Genomic DNA, 26,404 nt, shown 5'->3' with positions numbered 1-26,404 from the left:
CACCTTATTACTTCCTTGCAAAAAAATATACTACAACTTTTTAATATTCGGTATCAAATTCTACCTAAACCTATCTATACTAGATATTAATTCGACAGAATTACCCTACACATAGATAAAACAACCATAATATAATAAGGAGTCAGGATGATCATTGGCGTACCTAAGGAAATCAAGAACCACGAATACCGCGTTGGTATGACCCCTGCTAGCGTGAGAGAACTAATCTCACATAGTCACCAAGTTTTTGTTGAAACCAATGCCGGTACTGGTATCGGTTTTTCAGACGATGATTACATCGCTGTAGGCGCATCCATTCTTCCTACTGCTGCTGACGTTTTCGCGAAAGCAGAGATGATTGTAAAGGTTAAAGAACCTCAAGCTGTCGAGCGAGCTATGCTTCGTGAAGGGCAAATATTATTTACCTATTTACACCTTGCACCAGATTTTCCACAAACGGAAGAGCTAATCAAGAGCAAAGCTGTCTGCGTAGCCTATGAGACTGTAACAGATAATATGGGTCGCTTGCCACTATTAGCACCAATGTCTGAAGTCGCTGGTCGCATGTCTATTCAAGCAGGTGCACAAACACTAGAAAAATCTAACGGTGGTTGTGGTCTTCTTCTTGGCGGCGTTCCTGGTGTTGAGCCAGCGAAAGTTGTTGTAGTTGGCGGCGGCGTTGTTGGTGCTAACGCAGCGCGTATGGCTGTTGGCCTTCGCGCAGACGTAACCATCCTTGATCGCAACGTAGATACGCTTCGTCGTCTTGATGAAGAATTCCAAGGTCGCGCAAAAGTGGTTTATTCTACTGAAGACGCTATTGAGAAGCATGTTCTAGAAGCAGACCTAGTGATTGGTGCAGTACTAATCCCAGGCGCAGCCGCTCCTAAACTTGTTACAAAAGATCACATCGCTAAGATGAAGCCAGGTTCAGCGGTTGTTGATGTTGCAATCGACCAAGGTGGTTGTTTTGAAACTTCACATGCAACGACTCACGCAGATCCAACTTACATCGTAGATGACGTAGTTCACTACTGTGTTGCTAACATGCCAGGTGCCGTTGCTCGTACTTCTACTTACGCACTAAACAATGCAACACTTCCTTACATTGTTAAGCTAGCGAACAAAGGCTACCGCGAAGCACTTCTATCTGATGAAGGTTTCCTAGAAGGTCTAAACGTAATCCACGGTAAAGTGACTTGTAAAGAAGTTGCAGAAAGCTTTGACCTAGAATACGTAGCGCCTGCAGAAGCAATCGCAATGTTTAACGAATGATGTAATGACTAACTGAACGCAATAACCTTCTCGTTAAAGCGTTCAGTTAACTCATACTCATTAAACAAAAAGCCAGTACGACATAATGTCGCGCTGGCTTTTTTGTATTTATAAGTTTATTTTGCATTCATGAGTTTGGATCATAAAAACACGTACCAGTGCTGTTTACCGCTAGCGCTCGACTTTAATGCCATGAATCAATAGGTTTCTTGGCGTTATACTGCGCTCACAAAACTCTTCAATCGAAGCTTCATAGCCTTGCTCTTGTAGATAGATGGTACGGTCTAAGGCCAACCATATCTCTAATGGTCGCCTAAAGACTTGCTGAACCAAACTCAGCTTTTCCATTTCCCAGAAAAGCGCTTCGCCTTGAACAAGATAGGATTCAAAGTCGATATCGGAGTCAAGAGGTAATTTTTTCACTTCAGATGCCCAGTAACAAAATGATTCAAAGCCTTCGGATAGCTCTGATTTCTTGATGCTCGGTACAGGAACGTACTCGTCGACACCAAGTTCACCCTTAAGTAGTTGGCTAAAGCCTAATCGGTAACTCATTTCTAACTGACGGTGTCTCTTGACCCTTTCACCACCGGTGACGGTTTCTTGAAGCGGGATTCTTAAATCACTTTTACTTAGGGTTAATGCCGAGTTTTTCGCGACGGAAGACATGGCTTGATAGTTTTCATCACGAATAAGATGGTAGCAGCAAGGAGAAATGGTCACTGCAGGAAGCCCATGTGAAACAGATTTTTTCACTAGTTCAACATGAAGATCACCACAAGCGTGAAGAGCAACAGCATGTTGATTTGAGTTAAACACCCGATCTGCCTCTTTTGAAAACGCGTCACCTTGAACAAAGCTCATATCTAGATGTTGAGCATCTGCAATCTTTTGTCCGCTTTCACACAATGACTGTTGCCACTCAAAGCTAGTGACCTTTTGATCTGATTGCTGAGATAAGATTCGACCGAGAAAGCCTTTGCCAGAGCACCATTCAAGCCACTCTTTACCATGATGGTGCTCTAATGAAGCCTCACCCATCGCGACGATTTGTTGCAGCTTTCTGCCAGGAATACCATCGGCAGTACCGCGCGGAAGATCAAGCCCAACTAAGACCGAATTATCAAACTGGATATTTTGATTCGCGGTCTCTAATTCAGGAAGAAAACGGATTAGTTCCTTAATCAATACTTGAGGCTGCTCTTTCAGAATCTGGATGTTCTCGATACTCAAGCTATTCAACCAATCAACAAGAGGGCGATTCACATCAACCCATGGCTGTTGCTGAGTTTGGCATAGGTGAAAAGGTTCAGAACGCCAATAAACTTGGTGTTCTAACAGGAATGAGTCGAGAATTGTAAATCGTGAATGCATGCTTCCCCCTATGGTGCGAGGATTGTAGGGGTAAGAGACCAAAATAGAAAGGTTCGATAGTAAGAGAACAAAAACGGCAGCAAAAGCCAGGAAGAAAAACGGCCTGTGAATACAGGCCGGATAAGAATCTAGAGTTACATGATGAGATTAACGAACAGGCAGTTCGATATCTTTAAACATCTCTTCAATTTCGTCATTCGATTTAAGAGAAATAGCTTGCTCAACCACAGGGCGAGTGAGATGCGGTGCAAAACGCTCCATGAAATCGAACATGTAAGAACGTAAGAACGTACCCTTTCTAAAGCCAATACTTGTGGTACTCGCACCAAACAAGTGGCTTGCATCAATGGCAACCAAATCGGTGTCTTGCTCGTGATCAATCGCCATACTTGCAATCACGCCTACGCCAATCCCCATGCGAACATAAGTTTTAATGACATCAGCATCGGTAGCCGTGAATACAACACGTGGAGTCAGGCCAACCTTATTGAACGCAGTGTCGAGTTCTGAGCGCCCAGTAAAGCCGAAGACATAAGTCACTAGAGAGTATGCCGCAAGGTCTTCAATTGACACTAATTTCTTTTGGGCTAGAGGGTGATCTTTGGTGACAACAATCGAGCGATTCCAGTGATAACAAGGCAGCATAATCGCGTCTTGATATAAGTGAAGTGCTTCGGTCGCAATGGCAAAGTTAGCCGTGCCTTTCGCTACCGCTTCTGACATTTGGCTTGGTGTTCCTTGGTGCATGTGAAGCGACACTTTAGGATAACGAGCTGTGAAGCCCTTAATCACATCAGGCAAAGCATAACGAGCTTGGGTGTGCGTCGTTGAAATGTTTAATGTACCCATTTCAGGATGAGTGTGTTCACCAGCAACAGCTTTAATGCTTTCAACACGAGCGAGAATCTCTTGAGAGATACGAATAATATCTTCGCCAGCCTGAGTCACCTGCGTTAAGTGTTTACCACTACGCTCGAAAATCTGAATGCCCAACTCATCTTCTAGCAATCTAACTTGCTTACTAATACCAGGCTGTGATGTGTATAGACTCTCTGCGGTCGCAGACACATTTAGGTTATGGTTTAGAACCTCAACAATGTACTTCAGTTGCTGTAACTTCATATCTAACCTCGTAATCCTTTACTCATTTATGTGCTAACTTATTTGCAAAGAGAGCGTCATAGTCTCGTGTAATATAATTAATAGTTATAACGCTTCATGCACTAAATTGATAGAAAAATTGAGTTTTTATAGGTTAACAAACAAAAACATCAGTATCGCTTTGCAACCAACTCCTCATTCTCATACATTAGTAGGTAAATTTTGATTGCCGATTGCGCTCAACAAGAGATAATCAGAAATCGCAATTTACGAGTGCCGATACACAATGGAATCGTGTATCCTCTCTAGTTAGCTATAGAAAACAACAAGCAGACACAAATATATGAATATTGGTTTAATAATCGCCTTAGTCGCCGTTCTTTTGGTGTTGGTTTTAGGCTACAACATCATGCTTCAATACAAAGTTAAGGTAGAAACAGCGAAGAAACAGGAAGCTTCTCGTTATCTAACCATTATTGACGGAACCGAAGAGTTGATTGGCAATGCGCACCACATGCCTTTTAGCCAAGACCTTCTTATATGCTTAAATAACCGAATCCTTGATGCACTTGAAAATATGTATCAGCTCGACCCTAAGAATAAGCAACTCCTGCAACGAATCGAAAGTGTAAAACAGCAGATCACACAACTAAAAGAGAACTACCAAGGTGGCGAAAGTACCACTTTCCGTGTTCCTAGCAGTGATAAGCAAGCAATCATGATGCTTAAGTTGGTTAAACGCCTTCGCGATACGGTTCGTAACGAACACAATAAAGGCCGCTTTGATACTCAAGCTTACGTGGTTGAAAATGCTCGCCTAGAAACGATCCAGATTCGTATCAATATTGAAAACGTGATCAAACGTGCTAACGATTCAATTTCTCGTGGGCAACCAGGTACGGCGATTCAGCTATTACGCAAAGGTATCGATGCTTTAGCGACGAAGAACGACGCGTACTCTAATCAAGCAAAAGAAAAACTTCAGAATATGTTGAACGAGCTTGATCAGAAACGCCAAGACAAAAATGCTCAAGACTTACAGCAAATGGAATCTAAAGAGCGTGACGACGATATGGATGCCCTATTCGGTCAGAAGAAGAAATGGTAACCGTCTAACTCAAACACAAAAAGGCCGCCTCATTTACATTAAATAGGCGGCCTTTTTTGTGCCTAGTGAATTTCCTTTCTCCGTATAGGGAGATCTCATGAGCTGTGATAAAATCGCGAATTATCAACAAACTTGCCCCGACCATGTATCAAGAATTATTAGCCCCAATACACTCTTTTCTTAAAGCTGAAACGCCAGATTCATGGATAGATGAAGCCAAGAAGCCTGAAAACCTTCATATCATTTTACGCGATCACATGCTTTGTGAACTCAAGGCCGCTCAAAGTGCTTTGTTCCTTATCCGCAAGTATGCGGTAGATAAAGAAAGCGCGAAGCAGCTGAATGAATGGATTTTGCCATACGAGCAATTTGCTTATCGTCGTATCGGAGACTTGGAGTCTCTACGTGGTAAAAGTAACGTATCGAAGCAAATCACAGCAAAAGAAGGCTGTAATTACGGTGCCGACTTGATTGATAAAATGGTGCTGCTAATTAAAGAAGAACTGCATCACTTTTATCAAGTCATGGAATTGATGGTAAAAAAAGGCGTGACGTATCAACCGATTGAAGCGGGTCGTTATGCCAAAGGTTTAATCAAGCAAGTGAAAACTTACGAGCCAGACGCTCTGGTTGATAAGCTGATTATCGGCGCCTTTATTGAAGCACGCTCTTGTGAACGCTTTGCTAAACTAGCTCCCTTCTTAGAAGAAGACATGGAGAAGTTTTATGTGTCTCTACTTCGCTCAGAGGCGCGTCACTATCAGGACTATCTTGAACTCGCTGAGCAAATCGCAGGGAAAGATATCTCTGAGCGTATTGCTCACTTTGCGCAGGTTGAAGCTGACCTAATCACTTCAGAAGACAGCGACTTCAAATTTCATAGCGGCGCTCCGGTTTAAGCTCAGCACAGAAAGTCCGAACCCATTGATATCTCGTCAGTAAATAATAAGGCCAGCAAATTGCTGGCCTTATTGATCCGTATCGCTATCTAAAAATAAGCTTAAACTAGTGTGCCGTTGATTTCAGCAAGTACTGCAGCAGGATCTGCTGCTTGAGTAATTGGACGACCAATAACTAAGTAGTCTGAGCCAGCTTGAATTGCTTGAACAGGCGTCATAATACGCTTCTGGTCACCAACATCAGCGCCTACAGGGCGAATACCGGGGGTAACAAGCTTGAACTCTTTACCCAACTCACCTTTCAACAATGAAGCTTCTTGAGCAGAACATACAACGCCATCTAGACCTGAGTTTTTAGTCAAAGACGCCAAGCGCATTACCTGCTCTTGTGGGTGAATGTTCAAACCAATACCAGCCAAATCAGATTGTTCCATGCTGGTTAACACGGTAACACCGATAAGTAATGGACGATCTTTACCGTAAGGTTCTAGAATTTCGCGTGAAGCCGTCATCATACGCTCGCCACCGCTCGCGTGTACGTTCACCATCCACACGCCCATCTCAGCAGCAGCACGTACCGCTTTTGAACATGTGTTTGGAATGTCGTGGAACTTAAGGTCTAAGAATACTGAGAAACCACGTTTATGTAATTCACGGACAAATTCAGGGCCAAACAGGGTAAACATCTCTTTACCGACTTTTAAGCGGCAAGACGCTGGATCGATACGATCAACAAAGGCTAATGCATCCGCTTGGTTGTCATAATCCAATGCTACAATGATTTTTTGGTCGTTCATTTCATCTCCTAACGCAGTTAACTTTCTTTAAATAATCACTACAAGTAATAGCGACAAATAACAGTCATAAAAATGCAGCCCGAAAGCTGCAATTATTAATTTGGTCTAACAATGACCACAAATCTATTCACCATCTAGCCCACGAATAGGCTTGATCGTCCCCCACCCTTTACATGAAGGGCAGTGCCAATACATCGAGTGTGTCGAGAAACCACACTGACGACAGCGGTAATGAGGTTTAACTTTAAGTTGTTCACCAACCATAGATTGAAGAGTCGTTAGACTGTCTTTCGCACGACCTTCTTCTGCTTCAGCAAGATGGTAATCGATTAATCGATAGAAGCCCTTCATGGTCGGGTTTTTAACCAGTTGCTTAGTCAGCAGCTCTTGAGCTGAGCCAACATCTTCGTGATGAGCAACCAATTGAGCAAGCATCAATTCAGCTGAAACACCGGCTTTCTTTTGAATACAGGCTTTTAGGAATTCAACAAGTTCTGCCTCTTGGCCAAGCTTGTGGTAGCACTCAGCAAGGGTTGGAAGCACCTCACTGATAAAATCAATATCTTGTTCGAGCACCGATTCAAGACAGGTAATCGTCTTCTGGTAATCTTCATTCGCTAAATGGAACTTACCCAAAGCAATACTGGCACGAACACATTTAGGGTCTTCAGAGAGCGCTTTTTTAAAATGCTGAAGAGCCTTAGAACGATTACCCTCGGCTTGCTCTTGCATTGCAAGCTCACACCAAAAGTGTGCAACAGTTGCACGCATCTTTCTTTTTTTCTTACCAAGCTTAACGAGAATATTGCCGTAATGGATCGCCTTGTTCCACTCTCGAGTTTGCTGATAAATAGCGACCAGCTGTTGCAAAGCACCCTCTTTATGATCAGGTTCTTCTACAAGCTGTTCAAAGATTTTTTCGGCGCGATCAAGAAAGCCAGAGACCATATAGTCTTTAGCTAACTGTTGTAAGGCGAGGTTTTTCTGATCGAGAGTAAGCCCCGAACGTGAGATAAGATTTTGGTGGATACGAATAGCGCGGTCAACTTCACCTCTTGAACGGAACAGATTACCCAAGGCCAAATGAGTATCAATGGTCTCATTATCTACCTGAAGTAGTTCAATAAAGTGGTCAACGGCTTTATCAGATTGATCCGACAGTAATAGGTTCAAACCCGTCACATATTGACGGGAGATCTGGTGTGATTGTTTCTGTTTTTCTTGCTGAGCATTACGATTACCCATATACCAACCGTAAGCGGCAGCAATAGGTAAAAGTAAGAACAGTAACTCTAACATCAAATAAGACCTTTAAGCTTTGGTATCAGCAGCTACCTGCTTTGATTGCTTATTGAGTTGTTTCTTCAAACGATGAATTTTCAGTTGAGATCGCATATGCATATTGCCGAAGACTAACCAAGCAAGACCAAAACCTGAAACGAAGACCACACCTAGTAAGTTTGATAGGTGGAAGTCACCTTGCGCTAGCAGATAGTTAAAGTTCACCGTCGTTTGGTTTTGAGAGCCTAAAGCCAGTGCAATTAGGAAAAGTGCGATAACGGCGACTATTTTTATAATTTTCATAGTTCATCACTCATTGGTTAGTTAGCTGTACGATTATGCAGGAAAATTACTAATCAGACCACCATATTATGGTCATAAAAAAGCGGCATACATTATAGTATGCCGCTTTTCTTAATTCCGATAAGTAGGCTACAGTCCTGAGTTTACTCGCTCACGTAGCTCTTTACCTGGTTTAAAGTGAGGAACGTATTTACCTTCCAACTCAACCTTGTCACCAGTTTTAGGATTACGTCCAACACGAGGTTCACGGTAATGCAGAGAAAAACTGCCAAAGCCGCGAATTTCGATTCGATCACCACTTTCTAGTGTTGAAGCCATGTGCTCTAAAATGTCTTTTACAGCGTCTTCAATTTCTTTTGCAGAAAGATGCGTTTGCTCAGCGCATAGTCTTTCAATCAATTCAGACTTAGTCATAGTTACCCTCGTTGGTTTTCTTTTTAGAAATTATAGACCTATCGGAAAAATAAGCAAAAAAAAAGGAGCCTTACGGCTCCTTTCTTGGCTAGATAGCTATAATTCTCTTAATGAGAAGCTATTATTCGCCTTTAGCAGCTTTGAATGCGTCTGCCATTGCGTTACCGAACGCGCCTTCATCAGACTTGTTCAGTGAAGCCATTGCTTCTTGCTCATCAGCTTCATCTTTAGCTTTGATAGATAGGTTGATTACGCGGTTCTTACGGTCTACACCAGTGAACTTCGCTTCAACGCTGTCGCCAACGCTTAGGATTAGAGATGCATCTTCGATACGGTCACGAGAAACTTCAGAAGCACGTAGGTAGCCTTCAACGCCTTCGATTAGCTCGATAGTAGCGCCTTTAGCGTCAACTGCAGTTACAGTACCGTTTACAAGAACACCTTTCTTGTTGTCAGCAACGTATGCGTTGAACGGGTCGTTTTCCATTTGCTTAACGCCAAGAGAAATACGCTCACGCTCTGCATCTACTGCTAGAACAACAGCAGAGATTTCGTCGCCTTTCTTGTATTCACGTACAGCTTCTTCGCCGGCAGCGTTCCAAGAAATGTCAGATAGGTGTACAAGACCGTCGATACCGCCTTCTAGACCGATGAAGATACCAAAGTCAGTGATAGACTTGATCTTACCAGTAACTTTGTCGCCCTTAGCTTGCATTTCTGCAAATGACTGCCATGGGTTAGCTTTACACTGTTTCAGACCTAGAGAGATACGACGACGTTCTTCGTCGATATCAAGAACCATAACCTCAACTTCGTCGCCAACATTAACAACTTTAGAAGGGTGGATGTTCTTGTTAGTCCAATCCATTTCAGAAACGTGTACTAGACCTTCAACGCCTTCTTCGATTTCAACGAAGCAGCCGTAGTCAGTTAGGTTCGTAACACGACCAGAAAGCTTGTGACCTTCTGGGTAACGCTTAGCGATTGCTACCCATGGATCTTCGCCTAGTTGCTTAAGACCTAGTGAAACACGAGTGCGCTCACGATCGAACTTAAGAACTTTAACTAGGATTTCGTCACCAACGTTAACGATCTCTGATGGGTGCTTAACACGCTTCCAAGCCATATCTGTGATATGTAGAAGACCGTCAACACCGCCAAGATCAACGAATGCACCGTAGTCAGTAAGGTTCTTAACGATACCTTTAACTTCAGTACCTTCTTGTAGAGTTTCAAGAAGTTCGTCACGCTCAACACTGTTTTCAGATTCGATAACAGCACGACGAGAAACAACAACGTTGTTACGCTTCTGGTCTAGCTTGATTACTTTGAACTCTAGCTCTTTATTTTCTAGGTGAGCAGTGTCACGGATAGGACGTACGTCTACTAGAGAACCAGGAAGGAAAGCACGGATACCGTTAAGTTCAACAGTGAAACCGCCTTTAACTTTACCGTTGATGATACCAACAACAGTTTCAGCTTCTTCACAAGCTTTCTCAAGTACGATCCAAGCTTCGTGACGCTTAGCTTTCTCACGAGAAAGTTGAGTCTCACCGAAACCATCTTCAACAGCGTCTAGAGCTACGTCTACTTCAGCACCAACTTCAACTTCAAGTTCGCCAGCAGCGTTCTTGAATTGTTCAGCAGGGATAGCAGATTCAGACTTAAGACCAGCATCTACAAGAACGAAACCGTTCTCGATAGCTACTACAGTACCTTTAACGATGCTGCCTTGTTGGAATTCAGTTTCAGATAGAAACTCTTCAAAGAGTTGAGCAAAAGATTCAGTCATTATTTAATCTTCAATAATTAAACGTCCATGGGTATCCTACCGCATGGGGTTGATAAATTCGCCGGTCATCATCCTTGCGACCAACGTTCGTACTAGCTCGGCGAAATTACCCAGCCAGTTTCGATTCAATATAGTGTAGTGCTTTTTCTACTACTTGTTCGATGTTCATCGAAGTAGAATCAAGCACAAGCGCATCCTCAGCTGGGCGTAAAGGCGCAACTGGGCGATTACGATCTCGGTCGTCTCGCTCTTGGATCTCGCTCAAAAGGTCGTCAAATTTAACATCTAACCCCTTCTGTTGCAACTGTTTAAGGCGGCGGTTCGCACGCTCTTCAGCACTTGCATCTAAAAATATTTTCGCTTCCGCTTCAACAAATACAACGGTTCCCATGTCACGACCGTCTGCAACTAAACCGGGAGCTGCGCTAAAAGCACGTTGACGACGTAGCAGTGCTTCACGAACGCGAGGTAAAGCCGCTACTTTTGAAGCAGCCATGCCAGTTTCTTCTTTACGAAGTTCACCAGAAACATCTTCGCCTTCCAAGATAACCTTAACCAAGTCACCTTCAGCAATAAACTGTACATCGAGGTGAGTAGCAAGCGGTACCAGAGCATCTTCCGATTCAGTATCTACACCGTGGTGAATTGCCGCTAAAGCCAGTACGCGATAGATCGCACCTGAGTCTAGAAGATGAAAACCTAGCTTGTCTGCTAGTAACATACACAGGGTACCTTTACCTGCACCACTTGGTCCATCAACCGTAATCACTGGGCTTTGAGAAGGCATCTTTTACTCCACGTTTTGTCGTAAGTTGTATTCTGTACTAGCAGATCGCCACTACTTTATAGGCGGCATATTATAAAGAAAAATTGAAAGTCGAGCGAGGTAATTCTCAGATAATTCAGAGTTGATGATGCATAAGCGAATGCAACCGACTCAATATCCCCTAGCTTAGTTCAATAAAACACACATATACGTTCTGTAGACGTAAAAAAGCCCCGCAATAAGCGAGGCTCCGGGATTTTGCATTTTAGTAGAGCAAAAAAGTAGTAGCTCAAAGAAGCTTAACCAATAATGGCGCGAACAGCTTCTAGGTCTTCTAACGTATCAACACCAGCAGCAGGTGCTTCAGCAGCAACATCTACATGGATTTTCTCTCCGTACCACAGCACTCGCAGTTGCTCTAGGCACTCAATACGCTCAAGGGTACTTGGTTCCCAATTGATGTAAGTATTGATAAAACCCGCACGGTAAGCGTAGATGCCAATATGACGCAGTAAAGGCGACTCCGCGGCCGTACCATTGTTCGCGTAAGCATCTCGATCCCAGGGAATCGTTGCTCGGCTAAAATACAGTGCGTAACCGTCTTTATCCGTTACTACTTTCACAGCGTTAGGATTAAACACTTCATCAGCGTGATTAATTTCTACACCTAGCGTTGCCATTGGTGCTGTGCTATTCGCCAGGTTATTTGCAACCTGATTAATAATTGCAGGTGGGATAAGAGGCTCATCACCCTGAACATTCACGATAATATGGTCATCGGGAATGTTCATCACTTCAATCACTTCAGCTAAACGCTCTGTACCTGATTCGTGATTCGGAGATGTCATACACACGGTCGCACCAAATGCTTTAGCCGCTTTTTCAACTCGAGCATCATCGGTAGCGATAATAACTTTATCAGCACCCGCCTTCATTGATTGTTCGTAAACCCATTGGATCATCGGCTTTCCACCAATATCAGCCAATGGTTTTCCTGGCAAACGACTCGATTGGTATCTCGCCGGAATGACAACCGTAAACGACATTACTTACCCTCATCCATTGAAACGGTACGAGCTTCAGGCTCCAGAAGAACAGGAATCCCCTCTTTGATTGGGTAAGCTAGGCGGTCAATTTTACAAACAAGCTCTTGCTTATCCTTGTCAAAAGTTAGTTTACCTTTACATACAGGGCAAGCAACGATCTCAAGCAGACGGTGATCCATAGTATTCCATAACCTCTTTTATTCTTTTTAAAATTTGCTGTTGCGAATCTTCATCAAACTGTGCAGAAACTGGAAGATACCACCAGTTTTCTTGCGCATAGCCTTCGCATTTAACAGCGTCTTTTTCTGTCATAATCATGTTCATACCCTTCTTTGCTAAGGCATGAAGTTCATCTTTATCAAAATCTTGATGGTCGGCGAAACCCTGTGTGAAAACCACATCACCATCAAGATCTTCTAATGTTTTAAAAAAGCGCGGTGGATGACCAATACCAGCAAAAGCCACCAGTTTCTGTAATTTTTCTACTGGCATTTTCTGACCCGTCTTAAGGTTAACAGCTTGGCTTGGTAGCAAAGACATCGAGAATTCACGGCCTTGAGGTTTACCGCCATTGTTAACCAAAAAATCCACGGTATCTAAGCGTGATATAGGCTCTCTTAATGGCCCTAAAGGAATGAGGCATTCACTACCAAAGCGTCTCGCACCATCGATAACCGCAAATTCAATATCGCGTTCAAGGGCATAATGCTGAAGGCCGTCATCAGTGATAATGACATTAACACCTTCGTTCAGCAAAGCATTCACTGCATTTGCACGGATAGGGTCAACCGCTACAGGCGCACCCGTTCGCTTTCGAATCAACCGTGGTTCATCACCTGAATGTTCGGCAGGTGTGTTCTCGTCCAACACTAACGGATAACTAGGGGCTTTCGCGCCATAACCTCGAGAAACCACACCAGGTTTGAAACCATTGGCTTGGAGCATCTCAACTAACCAAATAACCACTGGAGTTTTACCATTGCCACCCGCGGTAATATTACCAACAACGATCACAGGCAAAGGTGGGCGATAGGTTTCTTTCTTCCCAGAGAGATACGCTTCGCGACGTTGACCACTGATCATTTTGAACAACAGACTCAACGGCCACAACAGTGGCCAGAGAAGGTATTTTAACGGGTGATTGTTAAACCAAATTTTTTCGATCAAAACGAAGCCTAATCTTATTCGCCAAACTGGATTCGGTGTAATTGAGCATAAGCACCGTCATGTGCGATTAACTCAGCATGCGGACCTCGTTCAACAATATGACCATCGTCTACAACTAAAATTTCGTCAGCTTGCTCAATCGTTGATAGTCGGTGTGCAATAACCAGTACCGTTTTATCTTTTTGTAGCTCATCTAAAGCAGATTGAATGGCTCTTTCTGATTCTGTATCCAAAGCCGATGTTGCTTCATCTAGGATCAGAACTGGAGCTTCTCTTAACAACGCTCGTGCAATCGCAATGCGCTGTCTTTGACCGCCAGATAAATTACCACCGTTCTCACCAACAATCGTATCGATGCCATTTTCCATATCTTTGATAAATTCAGTGGCGTGAGCAAGTTTTGCTGCGTGTTCAATTTGTTCGCGTGAGTAAACCTCACCGGCTGCATACGCAATGTTATTGGCGACCGTATCGTTGAACAGATGGACATTTTGAGAAACAAGAGCAAAATGTTCACGAAGATTTTTCAGCTCATAATCTCGGATATCGTGTCCATCGAGTTCAATGGTTCCTGAATCCACATCATAAAAACGAGTAAACAGGTTGGCAATGGTACTCTTACCAGAACCAGAACGCCCAACAAGCGCCACCGTTTTACCCTTCGGTATATTGAAACTCACCTTATCGAGTGCTGGTTTCTCTGCTCCCTCATAGGTAAAAGTCACATCTTTTACAGCAACTTCACCGTTTACAGTTGCAGGTTTCAATGTACCCTTGTTTTGTTCTGTCTCGAGATCCATCAAACCAAATAGAGTGGTGCTCGCCGCCATACCGCGTTGGAACTGGGATGTCACACTAGTTAATGCTTTTAATGGGCGCATTAAACCGAACATCGCAGAGAAGATAACTGTAAATGTACCGGGAGTAAGCTCAGCACGAATAGAGTCAAAACTAGCTAGGACCAACACTGTCACAACTGCAATAGACGCTATCATTTGAATTATCGGATTTGCAGCCGCTTGAGCTGTTACCAACTTCATACTTTGCTGACGCATCTGATTACTAACGGTATCGAAACGACCTTTTTCTAAGTCTTGACCACCGTAAGTTAGCACCACCTTATGACCTTTAAGCATTTGTTCTGCTGAAGAAGCCACGTGACCCATGCTAGTTTGCATGTTTTTAGAGATCTTTCTAAATCGCTTAGAAACGACGGTAATAGCCCAAGCTACAACGGGTGCAACCGCAAACAACACCAAAGACAACTGCCAGCTATTCCAGAACATCAGCGTCAACAGGCCAATGATACTGGCACCTTCACGGACAATACTGACCAAAGCCTTACTGGTTGCAGCAGAGACTTGCTCTGAATCGTAAGTAATTCGAGATAGCAGTGCGCCCGTTTGCTCTTTATCAAAGAAAGACACAGGCATATGCATGAAATGACTGAAAATTTTACGTCGAATCTCCATCACCACGTTGCCAGAGACCCAACTCAAGCAATAGGTTGATACGAAGCCACTCACACCACGAATGAACATCATGGCAAAGATAATAATAGGGAGCGTGCGTAAAAAGTCTGATTCAGCGTTACCAAAGCCTTCATCAAGTAATGGCTTTAGTAATGAAATCATATAAGTATCAGAGACGGCATTTATAATAAGCGCAATAACCGCAACACCAAGGCCAGCCTTATACAGTCGAATATAAGTCCAAAGTCTTTTAAATGTGACCCAAGTGGTTTCATCTGTTTCTGTTGACATAGAATCGCTTAATTTTCTCACAATAATCTATCTATTCTACTCCCTTACGGAGCATCTGCCTATACCACTGCCTCCCCTGATGTTCCCTAATCGTATGATATTTCCAACCTTCCTTACTGGTTGTGATGGTTATTTGTCCACTTTCGCCCGTATCTAGCCATCTATTATCAGCCTCTCGATAGCGGTCGACGACAGATTGGCTAGGCATCCCCCACTGGTTTCCTTTAGACAATGAAGCGATGGCCAACTGTGAAGAAACAGCCCCGATAAATCGAGCAATGGAAGAGGTTGAGCTACCATGATGGGGAACCAACATCACATCACTTTTGAGCCGCGTAGCTTCGCGTGCAAGTAACCACTCACTGACCAATTCAATATCTCCGGTAAGAAGCATAGAAAACTCAGTGCTTGGCTCATAGATGCGCACAACACATGAATGAGGGTTATATGCTCTTTCAACACTTTTGGGCGGCCACAACACCTCAAACTCAACACCTTGCCAACGCCAAGACTCTCCAATCACACAAGCTTGATAAGCAAACGTAGACTGACTACTGAGCGAGACTGGAGGTTTAAGTTTTTGGCTAGCGCGTATCCATTTAGGGTTGTAGTGAGAAAATAATGCCTGATATCCACCAGCATGGTCAGCATCAAAATGACTGATAATCACTCCATCAAGCTCCTTAATTCCTCTTCTTTCTATCGTAGGTATCAATAGCGACTCAACCACAGAACCGCCCGGCCAAGCATTACCTAGATCATAAACAACAATCCGGTTATTTTTTTGAAGAACAACCGACAAGCCATGTCCAACATCTAAAACATCGACTCTCAACACTTCTGGTTTGAGCTTTCCAAATTCCCACCACAAAACAAATACGGCACTGGCGAAAAACATCATTTTACGATGGAAGTAATGACGTAACAGACCGAATAGAAAAATGAAAAACACGAACAAAGCAGCGAGTTCATCATCAACCGTAAGCCAAAAACGTTCAGAGAAAGGAAGAGCGAAAACAACGGGAGTGAGCGATAAATCCACCAGAGCCCACAAATAACCAACGATATTGTTCTCAGCCCAAATTGATTCAAATATTAAGCTGATAAACATCGCTAAGAACAACAAAGGAATCGTTACTATCGAAACCCAAGGCAACAGGAAAAAGTTGTATAACACCGAGACCAAACTGAACCCTTGAAAGAACAGCATTGAAAAAGGAGCCAGTAACAACGTCAGCATTAACTGGATTTTGAATAGCTTGAGGAGTTTTGTGAGTAGAGGGCTTTTGTAAGAAGAAAGATGAGTATTGGAAGCAATATAAAGAACGGCTGCTAACGCTCCAAATGAGAGCCAGAAGCTACTTGAAAGTACCGAAAATGGCCAAATTAACAAAACGACACAAAGACTCAAGGTCACATATCGAATCAAACTTATATTTTGACCTCGCCAAAGGAAATAGCTCGCAATGATGCACATAGTTAGCGCCCTAAGCGTTGGTAAAGTAAACCCTGCAAACCAACTATAAAAATACGCGAGCCCAAGACCAAATACAGTCGGAAGCCAAATTAAATGCGATCCCCCTAACCTAACGACTCTCCCCAATTGGTAACCGATGCCAAAAGCAATGCCAATGTGTAACCCTGAGATCGCCATTAAGTGAACAAGCCCACTGCTCTTAAGCAGATCCCAGCGCTGTGATTGAATGAATTCCCTATAACCAAAGCTCAACGCCACAATCAGATCAGAGTTATCCAGCTGACTGATCGTTGTCAAAGTCCTTTCAAACCATCGAGCACGCAAGTTTGTACTAGAATGAATGCTAAAGCTTGTTCCGGCTCGATAGGTAGCATTAGCAACGATTCTTTCACTGAACAGGTATTTTTCTAAATCAAATCCGGCCTCGTTAAGTTTTCCAAAAACCGGTTTCATTGACACAGAGAGATGAACCTTATCTCCAAGTGTTAGCTTGAAAGGCGTAAACAAGCGCAATTTTATCAATTGTGGAAAGATTAATTTTTCACCGCCAATTGATCTAACTACTATTACGCTTTCAAAACCGTGGCTATTTTCACTAAAAAGGCTAACAATCGAAGCATTTATGGTAATATTCTGGCCAGATTGAAATAACTGACTTGTTTGTATTTTGATTGCATTCCCAAGGCAGATAACTAGTATCAATGCAGTGACTGGACCTCTTGCACACCGGAAAACGCTATACTTTATTAATGTGAAAAGTAACAACAGCATTAATGGTGCCCAAACCCAATGTGGCATCACAGGCCAAAAGCTGGCAGACACAACTGTCGCAGCAAATGAAATTAAGAACCAAGAGTTAAACAAGAGAGTAGCTTCCTCCTATGCCAAGAAAGTTTATCAAACGATTTATGCCTGACCATGAGCTCATCAAGCGTCAGAAAGCATTGAAAATTTTTGGCAATGTTTTGTACAACCCCAACTTATGGTGCCTTAACCGTCGCTCTGCGGCGGGCGCGTTCGCTGTTGGGTTATTCATGGCGTTTGTCCCTTTACCAAGTCAAATGATTATGTCTGCAGGCCTTGCTGTTGCATGTGGTGTTAACCTACCGCTGTCTGTCGCATTGGTTTGGATCAGTAATCCCGTGACTATGCCGGTACTGTTCTACTTTGCTTATAAAGTAGGTGCGTTTGTTATGCATGTGCCGCCTCAAGCTTTCCACTTTGAATTGTCTTGGGATTTCATCTTGGCGCAAATGAGCACCATCGGACCTCCGTTCCTATTAGGTTGCATGATTTGCGGCGTTATCTCTGCGATGATTGGCTACTTTGGTATTCGTGGGTTATGGCGCTATTCAGTCGTAAGAAGCTGGAAAAAACGACAAGCAAGGTACTGAAACTATCGTTGGATGTGGGTGAATTGAAACTCACACTATGAGAAATCAGAACAACATCGGCTCTCTACAATATTGGTATGTAACGAAAGTCGTAAAGAACACGAATTGAATTCAATAAAAAAGGATCCCATTGGGATCCTTTTTTGTATTTATCGAAACGGGACTGATTTATTATTGAGGTTAATGCTATTTAGAACTAAGCACTGAGGCTGGGTTTAACTTCGCTGCTCGTGATGCTGGGTACCATGTCGCCAGTAAGCTCAATACAATCGCGGTACCGGAAACCACAACAACATCCGTCATATCAAGTTGTGATGGCAAGAAGTCGACAAAGTAGATATCACCGGACAAGAACTGATGATCGACCAACTTTTCAAGCCCTTTGATAAGTGTCGTGAGATTAAGCGCGACTAACACGCCTATTGCACTGCCCACCAAGCTACCTAAGACTCCTGAGAATACGCCCTGCCAAACGAAAATGCGTTTCACAAGGCCGTCCGATGCGCCCATGGTTCTTAATATTGCGATCTCTGATGCTCTGTCTTTTACTGCCATCATTAGCGTCGAGACAATATTGAAACAAGCCACACCAATAACCAATACCATCACTAGGTACATGATGGTGCGAACCAACTGGATATCTCGATACAGGAAACCAAACTTCTGTTGCCAGCTGCGCAGGTACACATACACATCAAGCTGGTTACCCACTTCACGCACAATCGAGTTTGCGTTCAGAACATCGGTCACTTTTAAAGAAACCCCTGTCACTGCCTCGCCTAAGTTAGCGTAAACTTGCGCATCGCCAATCGGGATTAGAGCCAAGCTGTGGTCTATTTGGCCGTTAAGCGTCAACAAGCCAACGACTTTGACTCGAACACGTTTAGGTGCTTGAACTTTTACCGACCCATTCACCGTTGGAATCATCAGAGTTAAGTAATCACCCACTTTCGCGCCAAGTACATTAGCCACACCAGAGCCCAAGATAATCTGTTGTTGCCCTGCTTTAAAATCGCTCCAAGCTTGCTTATCGATAAAACTCGATAGGCTCGATACTTGTTGCTCAAGTTGTGGGTCAACACCGCGAACTTCAATTGCTTTCAACTCTTTGCCTTTTTCGGCAAGCGCGGTAATTTTCACATAAGGTGCCGCTGCGACAACATCATCATGTTGGGTCGCTTGTTCGATCACATGCTCCCAACGTGTTACAGGTTCATTGACGCCCTCAAATTCCCCATGCGGGATAACAGAAAGCACTCGCGACTGCAGTTCACGCTCAAAGCCATTCATCGCAGACAAACCAATGATGATCACCGCGACACCGACAGCAATACCGATCGTAGAAGACAGAGAGATAAACGAGACCATTTTGTCTCGTTGCTTCGCCCGACTAAATCGGCCGCCTATCAATAGAGATAAAGAAGAAAACACTTAGCTCTCCTCTTTTTCTACGTTAACCAGCAAACCGTCTTGCATGTGCAATTGGCGATCCATTTTTCCCGCAAGTTCACCATCATGAGTTACAACCAAGAAAGCGGTATCGTATTCGCGATTCAATTCACGCATTAAATCGTAAATAGACAGTGCTGTGTTGTGGTCAAGGTTACCTGTTGGTTCATCCGCCAGCACCAAAGCCGGCTTATTAACTAAAGCTCGCGCAATCGCCACACGTTGTCTCTCACCACCAGAGAGCTCTGAAGGTCGGTGATCAACACGATGACTCAATCGGACTTTATCCAACAAACGTTGTGCTTCTTCTTTCGCTTTCGCTGGCTTTTCACCACCAATAAGTAATGGCATCGCTACGTTTTCAAGCGCTGAGAAGTCCGAAAGAAGATGATGAAATTGATATACAAAACCAAGATGTTGATTACGAAGCTTTGCCTGCTTATTCGAACTCAAAGACGCTAAGTCCTGCCCAAGAAAACTCACGCTGCCGTCAGAAGCATCATCCAATGCACCTAAAATATGCAATAACGTACTTTTACCGGAACCGGAGGTACCAATAATTGCAACCAACTCGCCTTTTTCAATTTCGAAGCTGACACCTTTGAGGACTTCGGTATCCAACGAACCCTCGCGGTACGTTTTACGGATATCATTACATTGAAGGAAATTACTCATAACGAAGGGCCTCAGCAGGTTTCACAGAAGATGCACGATAAGAAGGAAATACAGTCGCGACAAGGCTAAGTGCAATAGCCAAAACCACAACAACCGCAATTTGGGTTGGGTTAATCAATATTGGCAGTTGTCCACCAAAGGAGAACAGAGCGACACCCATCGCCTCTAAAATAGTATTGAGGTTCGAAGCTAAGATCACGCCAAGAATGCCACCAGATAACGCACCGATCACACCACTACTTGCACCTTGAACCATGAAGATCCCCATGACTTGGCCATCACGCATACCTTGCGTTTTTAAGATGGCGACTTCGGATTGCTTCTCCATCACCACCATAATCAGTGCAGAAATGATATTAAACGCAGCAACACCAATAATCAGCCCAAGCATCAAGCCCATCATGTTTTTTTCCATACGTACAGCTTGGAAAAGCTCGCCACGTTGGTCACGCCAATCACTCCACACCCAACCTTCTGGTAGCGGGGTATTCGATAAATTTGCGACTTCAAATGGGTCATCAAAAAACAGTCGCCAGCCTGAAATCGTATCAGACTTATAACGCATCAATCGCCCTGCGTCTTTGATATCGGTAACCATCAATTGAGCATCGATATCCGAGCCCGTGTTAAAAATGCCAGCTACGGTAAAATTTCGTTGGCTAGGAATACGTCCTAACGGAGTGTATTGGCTAGCACTGGTCACCATTAAGCGAACTTTGTCACCCATAGATACTTTCAAGTTTCTTGCCAAGGTATGACCAAGGAAAAGCTGATACTCGCCAGCTTGGAGTGAAGACAGTCTGCCAGCAATTAAATGATTCTGAAGAGGGTCATCTGAATTTGGTTCAATACCAATTAACAAGCCCGCAGATAACTGAGCAGGACTTTGGATCACCGCTTCACTACGAACAATGGGTTCTACGTGGCCATTGAGCGACATTTGCTCTGCAAAGCTAGGCGCTTGAGCAGAAAGTGACGTTGTGCCTCCCTGCTCGTAAACAACAGCTTGAGGAAGGACACCAAGAATTCGGTCTTTTAACTGCGCTTCGAATCCATTCATTACCGATAAAACAGTAACCAGAGACAGCACACCAATGGTGATTCCGGCTGTCGACATATAAGAAACAAAACGGCTAAAGCGATCACCTGAACGGCCTTTCAAATAACGCAGGCCAACAAACAATGAAATAGGATGAAACATACTTTGAACCATCTAAAGGAGATGCGGGTTAATGTAACGGGTATTGCCGTTACTGTGTAGGGGTTAATTGAAAATATAGAGTGAATTAACTCAATTAGTTAGGCTTGAAAAACAGAACCTTGTCAAATAGCCAACTTTCAAACAACTATTTGGGACTTTCAATTAACTGACCTTGATTACTGCGGCCACATAGCGATAATCAATAGATCACTTCAAGGAACTAACGCATGACAGAACAAGAGTTTTTCACCGTTCACCACAGCCTTACCGCTAATATTGAGCCAATGGACAGTAACTCCGCTTTACCTTCTCAAATTCAGTTCGAATCGGAGATCCCTGCCCCTTTTGTTGTGGCAAGTGAGTTTAGCCAATTGGACCTGTTAGCCGACAGTGCTCGCAACGAACTGAAAAACAGCGACTTGAAGAATGTCATCAGTTTATTGGATGCACAGAACTCTAAACTAAACCTCTTGTTGAGCTTTATGTTATCCCAACAAGATGATGAACAATTTCGTACCCACACGTATTCATTTGGCGCGAGTCAGTTCTCTTGTTTTTCCAAAACAGATATCGAAGCGGGTCGCTTAGTTAAAGCTAAACTCTTTATCGAGCACCCAGCCGCCGCTATTTATTGCTACGCAGAAGTCTTCGCTAGCGAACCAAAAGATTCAGGCTTCGAAATCAAATTCAAATACGCTCATCTTCGTGATACTGACCAAGACTTGCTGATCAAAGCTGCGCTTCATCAACAACAAAAGCTCTTACGTCAACGCTCTCTAGAACGAGATAACAAGTAAATAGACATGACAAAACAATCCATTTTTACACTACCTAAACTCAAAGGTGCCGGTGATAAAAAACACATCGGTAACCTAGTTGGTTCATCTCTCGCGCTTGCTATCGCTAAACTTGCCGAGCAGCATAACAGCCATACAGTGCTTGCAGTGCCCGATCCTCAGATCGCACTCAAGCTTCAATCAGAAATTGAACAATTTACGCCACATGAAGTGGCACTATTCCCTGATTGGGAGACACTGCCATACGACAGCTTCTCACCACATCAAGAGATCATTTCTGATCGTATAGCGCGGCTTTATGCACTGCCAACGTTAAAAGATGGCATCACAATAGTACCGATCAGCACGCTACTACAACGTCAGTCACCACGTGATTTCTTGTTGCAGCACACCTTAATGGTGAAAACGGGTGATCTGTACTCGCTTGAGAAGCTGCGTCTTCAACTTGAAAAGTCTGGCTATCGTTACGTAGACCAAGTGTTTGGCCCTGGTGAGTATGCGAGCCGAGGTTCAATTCTCGACTTGTTCCCAATGGGTAGCAAAGACCCATATCGTATTGACTTTTTCGATGACGAAATCGACACGATCCGCACTTTCGATCCTGAAAATCAGCGCTCTATCGAAGACATCTCTGAGATCCGTTTGCTACCAGCACACGAGTTTCCAACCTCTGAAAGTGCTATTGAAGATTTTCGCATTCGCTGGCGCCAACAATTTGATGCGCGCCGTGAACCAGAATCGGTTTATATGCAGGTTTCAAAAGGTACTTGGCCTGCCGGTATTGAATACTGGCAGCCGCTGTTCTTCGACCATACTGAAACCTTATTCGATTACGTTGCCGATGAAGCGCAACTCTTGGTTCTTGGTGACGTAGAAACAGCTGTTGATGCTTTCCTTACCGACGTTGCTCACCGATACGAACAGAGAGGCGTTGATCCACTTCGACCATTGCTAACACCTGAACAACTTTGGTTGAAGAAAGATGAGTTGTTCGCTCACTTTAAGCAAAAACCACAAGTTAACTTGAGCTTAGATACGATTGAAGAAAAAGCTGGCCGTACCAACCTACCGGTTGCCGCACTGCCAGACTTGAGTGTTCAGCATCAAAATAAAGAGCCTCTAGCCAATCTCAGAAAATTCACGGAATCCTTCGATGGCAAAGTAGTTTTTTCGGTTGAGTCTGAAGGTCGCCGTGAAGCCCTGAGTGAATTACTCAGTGGCATTAAAGTACGACCAAGTGAGGTTGAAAACTTGGATGCGGCCATTAAAGCCAAAGACAAGTTCAGCCTCATATTAGGTTCAGCTGAACACGGCTTTATCCAGGAAGAGCAAAACATCGCTCTTATCTGTGAAAGTGATTTGTTAGGCGATCGCGTTGTACAACGTCGCAAGAAAGACAAGAAAAGTGTTAACAGCGATACCGTAATCCGTCACTTAGCGGAGCTTAAACCGGGTCAACCGGTTGTTCACATTGACCACGGTATTGGTCGCTATATCGGCTTACAAACACTTGAAGCCGGTGGCATGAAAACCGAATACGTGACACTTGAGTATCAAAACGATGCCAAGTTGTACGTGCCCGTTGCGTCTCTGAACTTGATTGGCCGTTATTCAGGTGGTGCTGAAGATTCTGCTCCACTGCACAAACTCGGTGGCGAAGCATGGCAGAAAGCTCGCAAACGCGCCGCAGAGAAAGTCCGCGACGTTGCAGCAGAGCTACTTGATGTTTACGCTAAGCGTGAACTAAAACCTGGCTATAAATTTGTATTAGATCGTGGCCAATATGCGACTTTCAAGTCTGGCTTTCCGTTTGAAGAAACGGATGATCAAGCAATGGCCATCAATGCCGTTATGTCTGATATGTGCCAAGCAAAAGCCATGGATCGCTTAGTGTGTGGTGACGTTGGTTTTGGTAAAACCGAAGTCGCGATGCGCGCGGCATTCGTATGTACCGATAACAGCAAACAAGTGGCTGTGTTAGTACCAACGACGTTACTTGCTCAGCAACACTTTGAAAACTTCCGCGACCGTTTCGCGAACCAACCGATACGTGTCGAAGTGCTGTCACGATTTAAATCAGCTAAAGAACAGAAATTGATCATGCAAGATGTTGCCGACGGTAAGGTCGATATCTTGGTGGGTACTCACAAGCTTCTTTCCAGTGACCTTAAGTTTAAAGACCTTGGCTTGTTAGTCGTCGATGAAGAACACCGCTTTGGTGTGCGTCAAAAAGAGAAAGTGAAAGCGATGCGCGCGGATGTCGACATCCTCACGCTAACCGCGACACCGATTCCACGAACGTTGAATATGGCAATGAGCGGTATGCGTGACCTTTCGATCATAGCCACACCACCCGCACGACGCTTAGCAATCAAAACCTTTGTCCGTGAGAGTGATGATGCGGTAGTAAGAGAAGCGGTACTGCGTGAAATAATGCGTGGTGGTCAGGTTTACTTCCTGCACAACCAAGTCGACACCATTGAAAAAACAGCCGAGTCCCTGCAGAAGTTAATTCCAGAAGCTCGTGTAACGGTCGCTCATGGTCAAATGCGAGAGCGCGAACTAGAACGCATCATGAATGACTTCTACCATCAGCGTTTTAATCTGTTGGTATGTACCACCATCATCGAAACAGGTATCGATGTTCCGACGGCGAATACTATCTTGATGGATAGAGCTGACAATCTCGGTTTAGCGCAACTGCACCAATTACGTGGTCGTGTAGGTCGTTCGCACCACCAAGCTTACGCCTACATGCTAACACCGCACCCGAAAGCTATGAGCAAAGATGCCATTAAGCGATTAGACGCGATTGCCTCTTTGGAAGACCTGGGCGCTGGTTTTACCCTAGCGACTCACGATTTAGAGATTCGTGGCGCGGGTGAACTGTTGGGTGACGAGCAGAGTGGTCAGATCCAATCGGTTGGCTTTACACTGTATATGGAAATGCTTGAGCAGGCTGTTGAAGCATTGAAAGAAGGTCGAGAGCCATCGCTTGATGACCTACTGCGTGAACAAACTGAGATCGAAATGCGTTTGCCTGCGTTATTGCCAGATGACTATATCCCAGACATCAATACTCGATTATCGACCTACAAGCGTATTGCGAGCGTCAGTGACACGGATGAACTGGCAGAGCTTAAAGTTGAACTGATCGACCGCTTTGGCAGTCTTCCTGATGCAACCAAGAACTTATTATCAGTTTCTGAGCTAAAATTAGCGGCTGCGTCAATTAAAGCGAAGAAAATTGAAGCTCACGACAAGGGCGGATTCTTAGAATTCTACCCAGATGCTGACATAAACCCGGCCTACCTTGTTAAACTATTGCAATCCCAACCGCAAAAGTTTTCAATGGAAGGACCAACAAAGTTCAAGTTTACGATACCATTGGTAGACAGACGGAAACGAATTCAATTTGTTAGTGATTTATTGGGCGAATTCAGACAGAACTTGCTGCCTTCGACATAAAACCCAATCCACTGCACATATAAATTATCCAGCCGTAACAGCGGCTGGAAGACGGAGTAAAAATGAAAAGACTGATCCCACTGCTACTATTGTTCGTCTCACTGCCAAGTTTGGCTCAGAGACAATTTGATATAGAAGTGATCATTTTCAAGCGCGCAGTTGATGCCGAAAAAGTCAACGAATCTTGGCCGAACACTCAGCCGAAAATTTCACTTGAGCGCGTTGGTTCATTTCAAGATACCCAATACCGCTCTAAGAAAGGCGTACAAATGTTGCCTTACTCAGAGTACAAGCTAACGCCTCAGAAAGACAAACTGCGCAAACATGCAGGCTTTGAAGTTCTGATGCATACTGCTTGGCGTCAAGGTGACCAAGGTAAGAGCTCTGCACCTGTTTTCCATATTCAAGCAGGTAAAGACTTCTCTAAAGATTTCAATGCAGATGGTTCTGAAAAAGGTGCTATCACCACAGGCAGTGCCGATGGATTCAAAGAAGAGACCATTGATAAGCCACTGTACGAACTAGACGGCAAGCTACAGATCTACGTGCAGCATTACCTTTACGCTGAAACCACGCTCGATTTAAAAGCACCAAGCGTTCGTGAAGTGACTCTGAAAGAACAGCCTATTGAGTTAGACACACCAGTAAGCGGTGCAGACAGCAATGTTCAAGTGGGCAACTTAACTGAGATATCACCGACAGTGCAGGTAGAAGAGTTCCTTAAAAGCTACCGCATGGATCAAAAGCGTCGTATGCGTAGTACAGAAACTCACTACCTTGACCACCCGCTTCTGGGCATGGTGATTCAAGTTCGACGTGTAGCGCAGTAAGTTACTTGCCGATTCGGCTATAATTAT

23 protein-coding genes are annotated in these 26,404 nt (G+C 44.0%); 7 read left to right on the top strand and 16 right to left on the bottom strand.

Annotated elements, in window-relative coordinates:
- Positions 1–147: 147 nt before the first annotated feature.
- The gene (gene ald / locus ED652_RS11680) at positions 148–1,275 is read left to right on the top strand and encodes an alanine dehydrogenase (RefSeq protein WP_122054844.1); all 1,128 of its coding nucleotides are present in this window, start codon (positions 148–150) and stop codon (positions 1,273–1,275) included.
- A 171-nt stretch (positions 1,276–1,446) separates the two neighbouring features.
- Here the strand turns inward: ald and ED652_RS11675 are convergent, their stop codons facing one another.
- Both ED652_RS11675 and cysB read right to left on the bottom strand, forming a co-directional pair.
- The gene (locus ED652_RS11675) at positions 1,447–2,649 is read right to left on the bottom strand and encodes a methyltransferase (RefSeq protein WP_122054842.1); all 1,203 of its coding nucleotides are present in this window, start codon (positions 2,647–2,649) and stop codon (positions 1,447–1,449) included.
- A gap of 147 nt (positions 2,650–2,796) precedes the next feature.
- A complete protein-coding gene (gene cysB / locus ED652_RS11670; RefSeq protein WP_017109939.1) occupies positions 2,797–3,771 on the bottom strand; it encodes an HTH-type transcriptional regulator CysB in 975 nt (324 codons plus the stop codon).
- 322 nt (positions 3,772–4,093) lie between these two features.
- On the opposite strand from cysB, the gene ED652_RS11665 reads away from it, so the two are divergent.
- On the top strand, positions 4,094–4,858 hold the full coding sequence (locus tag ED652_RS11665; RefSeq protein WP_017107649.1) for a hypothetical protein: 765 nt from the start codon (positions 4,094–4,096) through the stop codon (positions 4,856–4,858).
- 104 nt (positions 4,859–4,962) lie between these two features.
- Positions 4,963–5,757 carry a tRNA-(ms[2]io[6]A)-hydroxylase gene (miaE, locus tag ED652_RS11660; RefSeq protein WP_269194707.1) on the top strand — a complete coding sequence of 265 codons (795 nt, stop codon included), beginning with the start codon at positions 4,963–4,965 and terminating at the stop codon, positions 5,755–5,757.
- A gap of 101 nt (positions 5,758–5,858) precedes the next feature.
- On the opposite strand, the gene pyrF is transcribed toward miaE, so the two are convergent.
- The 11 genes from pyrF to ED652_RS11605 all read right to left on the bottom strand — a co-directional run bounded on the left by pyrF (position 5,859) and on the right by ED652_RS11605 (position 17,427).
- Positions 5,859–6,554: an orotidine-5'-phosphate decarboxylase gene (gene pyrF, locus ED652_RS11655; protein WP_122054840.1), complete on the bottom strand. Its 696-nt coding sequence runs from the start codon at positions 6,552–6,554 to the stop codon at positions 5,859–5,861.
- A 123-nt stretch (positions 6,555–6,677) separates the two neighbouring features.
- The gene (gene lapB / locus ED652_RS11650) at positions 6,678–7,853 is read right to left on the bottom strand and encodes a lipopolysaccharide assembly protein LapB (protein ID WP_029225966.1); all 1,176 of its coding nucleotides are present in this window, start codon (positions 7,851–7,853) and stop codon (positions 6,678–6,680) included.
- 12 nt (positions 7,854–7,865) lie between these two features.
- Positions 7,866–8,138, bottom strand: coding sequence for a LapA family protein (locus tag ED652_RS11645; RefSeq protein ID WP_122054838.1), 273 nt, complete (start codon positions 8,136–8,138; stop codon positions 7,866–7,868).
- Positions 8,139–8,267: 129 nt separating this feature from the next.
- Entirely contained in the window at positions 8,268–8,552 is a 285-nt protein-coding gene (ihfB, locus tag ED652_RS11640) for an integration host factor subunit beta (protein WP_010439923.1), read from the bottom strand.
- Between the two features lie 121 nt (positions 8,553–8,673).
- Complete coding sequence (gene rpsA, locus ED652_RS11635; protein ID WP_017057038.1) at positions 8,674–10,344, bottom strand: 30S ribosomal protein S1; 1,671 nt, start codon at positions 10,342–10,344, stop codon at positions 8,674–8,676.
- A 106-nt stretch (positions 10,345–10,450) separates the two neighbouring features.
- Positions 10,451–11,131 carry a (d)CMP kinase gene (gene cmk / locus ED652_RS11630; protein WP_017109944.1) on the bottom strand — a complete coding sequence of 227 codons (681 nt, stop codon included), beginning with the start codon at positions 11,129–11,131 and terminating at the stop codon, positions 10,451–10,453.
- Between the two features lie 278 nt (positions 11,132–11,409).
- On the bottom strand, positions 11,410–12,156 hold the full coding sequence (gene kdsB / locus ED652_RS11625) for a 3-deoxy-manno-octulosonate cytidylyltransferase (RefSeq protein WP_122054836.1): 747 nt from the start codon (positions 12,154–12,156) through the stop codon (positions 11,410–11,412).
- Positions 12,156–12,335: a Trm112 family protein gene (locus ED652_RS11620; RefSeq protein WP_004736429.1), complete on the bottom strand. Its 180-nt coding sequence runs from the start codon at positions 12,333–12,335 to the stop codon at positions 12,156–12,158. Before ED652_RS11620 ends, kdsB begins: the two co-directional genes overlap by 1 nt.
- Positions 12,316–13,323: a tetraacyldisaccharide 4'-kinase gene (gene lpxK, locus ED652_RS11615; RefSeq protein ID WP_122054835.1), complete on the bottom strand. Its 1,008-nt coding sequence runs from the start codon at positions 13,321–13,323 to the stop codon at positions 12,316–12,318. Before lpxK ends, ED652_RS11620 begins: the two co-directional genes overlap by 20 nt.
- Before the next feature lie 14 nt (positions 13,324–13,337).
- Positions 13,338–15,086 (bottom strand): lipid A ABC transporter ATP-binding protein/permease MsbA, encoded by a 1,749-nt coding sequence (gene msbA, locus ED652_RS11610; RefSeq protein ID WP_102315154.1) that lies wholly within the window; start codon positions 15,084–15,086, stop codon positions 13,338–13,340.
- Positions 15,087–15,117: 31 nt separating this feature from the next.
- Positions 15,118–17,427 (bottom strand): DNA internalization-related competence protein ComEC/Rec2, encoded by a 2,310-nt coding sequence (locus ED652_RS11605; RefSeq protein WP_122054833.1) that lies wholly within the window; start codon positions 17,425–17,427, stop codon positions 15,118–15,120.
- 17 nt (positions 17,428–17,444) lie between these two features.
- Here ED652_RS11605 and ED652_RS11600 point away from each other — a divergent pair, with 17 nt between their 5' ends.
- A complete protein-coding gene (locus ED652_RS11600; protein WP_017107639.1) occupies positions 17,445–17,957 on the top strand; it encodes a DUF2062 domain-containing protein in 513 nt (170 codons plus the stop codon).
- A gap of 186 nt (positions 17,958–18,143) precedes the next feature.
- Here the strand turns inward: ED652_RS11600 and lolE are convergent, their stop codons facing one another.
- From lolE to lolC, 3 genes are read right to left on the bottom strand one after another with little or no spacing between them, the layout of a single operon-like run.
- Positions 18,144–19,388 (bottom strand): lipoprotein-releasing ABC transporter permease subunit LolE, encoded by a 1,245-nt coding sequence (lolE, locus tag ED652_RS11595; RefSeq protein WP_102559113.1) that lies wholly within the window; start codon positions 19,386–19,388, stop codon positions 18,144–18,146.
- On the bottom strand, positions 19,389–20,081 hold the full coding sequence (gene lolD / locus ED652_RS11590) for a lipoprotein-releasing ABC transporter ATP-binding protein LolD (RefSeq protein ID WP_122054831.1): 693 nt from the start codon (positions 20,079–20,081) through the stop codon (positions 19,389–19,391).
- Positions 20,074–21,282 carry a lipoprotein-releasing ABC transporter permease subunit LolC gene (gene lolC, locus ED652_RS11585; protein WP_162929938.1) on the bottom strand — a complete coding sequence of 403 codons (1,209 nt, stop codon included), beginning with the start codon at positions 21,280–21,282 and terminating at the stop codon, positions 20,074–20,076. Before lolC ends, lolD begins: the two co-directional genes overlap by 8 nt.
- Before the next feature lie 227 nt (positions 21,283–21,509).
- Between lolC and ED652_RS11580 the strand changes: the two genes are divergently transcribed.
- From ED652_RS11580 to ED652_RS11570, 3 genes are all read left to right on the top strand, one after another.
- A complete protein-coding gene (locus ED652_RS11580; protein ID WP_122054827.1) occupies positions 21,510–22,079 on the top strand; it encodes a PilZ domain-containing protein in 570 nt (189 codons plus the stop codon).
- 6 nt (positions 22,080–22,085) lie between these two features.
- Positions 22,086–25,547 (top strand): transcription-repair coupling factor, encoded by a 3,462-nt coding sequence (gene mfd, locus ED652_RS11575; protein WP_122054826.1) that lies wholly within the window; start codon positions 22,086–22,088, stop codon positions 25,545–25,547.
- 62 nt (positions 25,548–25,609) lie between these two features.
- Complete coding sequence (locus ED652_RS11570) at positions 25,610–26,377, top strand: peptidoglycan binding protein CsiV (protein WP_061022670.1); 768 nt, start codon at positions 25,610–25,612, stop codon at positions 26,375–26,377.
- Positions 26,378–26,404 lie beyond the last annotated feature (27 nt).

It is taken from the genome of Vibrio sp. Evd11, from assembly GCF_900382755.1.
Lineage (GTDB): Bacteria > Pseudomonadota > Gammaproteobacteria > Enterobacterales > Vibrionaceae > Vibrio > Vibrio lentus.
This window is presented reverse-complemented; position numbering and strand designations above follow the sequence as displayed.

What these genes read in the sequence shown, in the direction of transcription:
- ED652_RS11645 (WP_122054838.1), bottom strand. Translation starts at nt 8,138, where the DNA reads ATGAAAATTATAAAAATAGTCGCCGTTATCGCACTTTTCCTAATTGCA.
- cysB (WP_017109939.1), bottom strand. Translation starts at nt 3,771, where the DNA reads ATGAAGTTACAGCAACTGAAGTACATTGTTGAGGTTCTAAACCATAAC.
- ED652_RS11665 (WP_017107649.1), top strand. Translation starts at nt 4,094, where the DNA reads ATGAATATTGGTTTAATAATCGCCTTAGTCGCCGTTCTTTTGGTGTTG.
- msbA (WP_102315154.1), bottom strand. Translation starts at nt 15,086, where the DNA reads ATGTCAACAGAAACAGATGAAACCACTTGGGTCACATTTAAAAGACTT.
- ED652_RS11600 (WP_017107639.1), top strand. Translation starts at nt 17,445, where the DNA reads ATGCCAAGAAAGTTTATCAAACGATTTATGCCTGACCATGAGCTCATC.
- cmk (WP_017109944.1), bottom strand. Translation starts at nt 11,131, where the DNA reads ATGCCTTCTCAAAGCCCAGTGATTACGGTTGATGGACCAAGTGGTGCA.
- ED652_RS11570 (WP_061022670.1), top strand. Translation starts at nt 25,610, where the DNA reads ATGAAAAGACTGATCCCACTGCTACTATTGTTCGTCTCACTGCCAAGT.
- lolD (WP_122054831.1), bottom strand. Translation starts at nt 20,081, where the DNA reads ATGAGTAATTTCCTTCAATGTAATGATATCCGTAAAACGTACCGCGAG.
- lapB (WP_029225966.1), bottom strand. Translation starts at nt 7,853, where the DNA reads ATGTTAGAGTTACTGTTCTTACTTTTACCTATTGCTGCCGCTTACGGT.
- lolC (WP_162929938.1), bottom strand. Translation starts at nt 21,282, where the DNA reads ATGTTTCATCCTATTTCATTGTTTGTTGGCCTGCGTTATTTGAAAGGC.
- rpsA (WP_017057038.1), bottom strand. Translation starts at nt 10,344, where the DNA reads ATGACTGAATCTTTTGCTCAACTCTTTGAAGAGTTTCTATCTGAAACT.
- mfd (WP_122054826.1), top strand. Translation starts at nt 22,086, where the DNA reads ATGACAAAACAATCCATTTTTACACTACCTAAACTCAAAGGTGCCGGT.
- ED652_RS11580 (WP_122054827.1), top strand. Translation starts at nt 21,510, where the DNA reads ATGACAGAACAAGAGTTTTTCACCGTTCACCACAGCCTTACCGCTAAT.
- ED652_RS11620 (WP_004736429.1), bottom strand. Translation starts at nt 12,335, where the DNA reads ATGGATCACCGTCTGCTTGAGATCGTTGCTTGCCCTGTATGTAAAGGT.
- pyrF (WP_122054840.1), bottom strand. Translation starts at nt 6,554, where the DNA reads ATGAACGACCAAAAAATCATTGTAGCATTGGATTATGACAACCAAGCG.
- ihfB (WP_010439923.1), bottom strand. Translation starts at nt 8,552, where the DNA reads ATGACTAAGTCTGAATTGATTGAAAGACTATGCGCTGAGCAAACGCAT.
- kdsB (WP_122054836.1), bottom strand. Translation starts at nt 12,156, where the DNA reads ATGTCGTTTACGGTTGTCATTCCGGCGAGATACCAATCGAGTCGTTTG.
- ED652_RS11675 (WP_122054842.1), bottom strand. Translation starts at nt 2,649, where the DNA reads ATGCATTCACGATTTACAATTCTCGACTCATTCCTGTTAGAACACCAA.
- ald (WP_122054844.1), top strand. Translation starts at nt 148, where the DNA reads ATGATCATTGGCGTACCTAAGGAAATCAAGAACCACGAATACCGCGTT.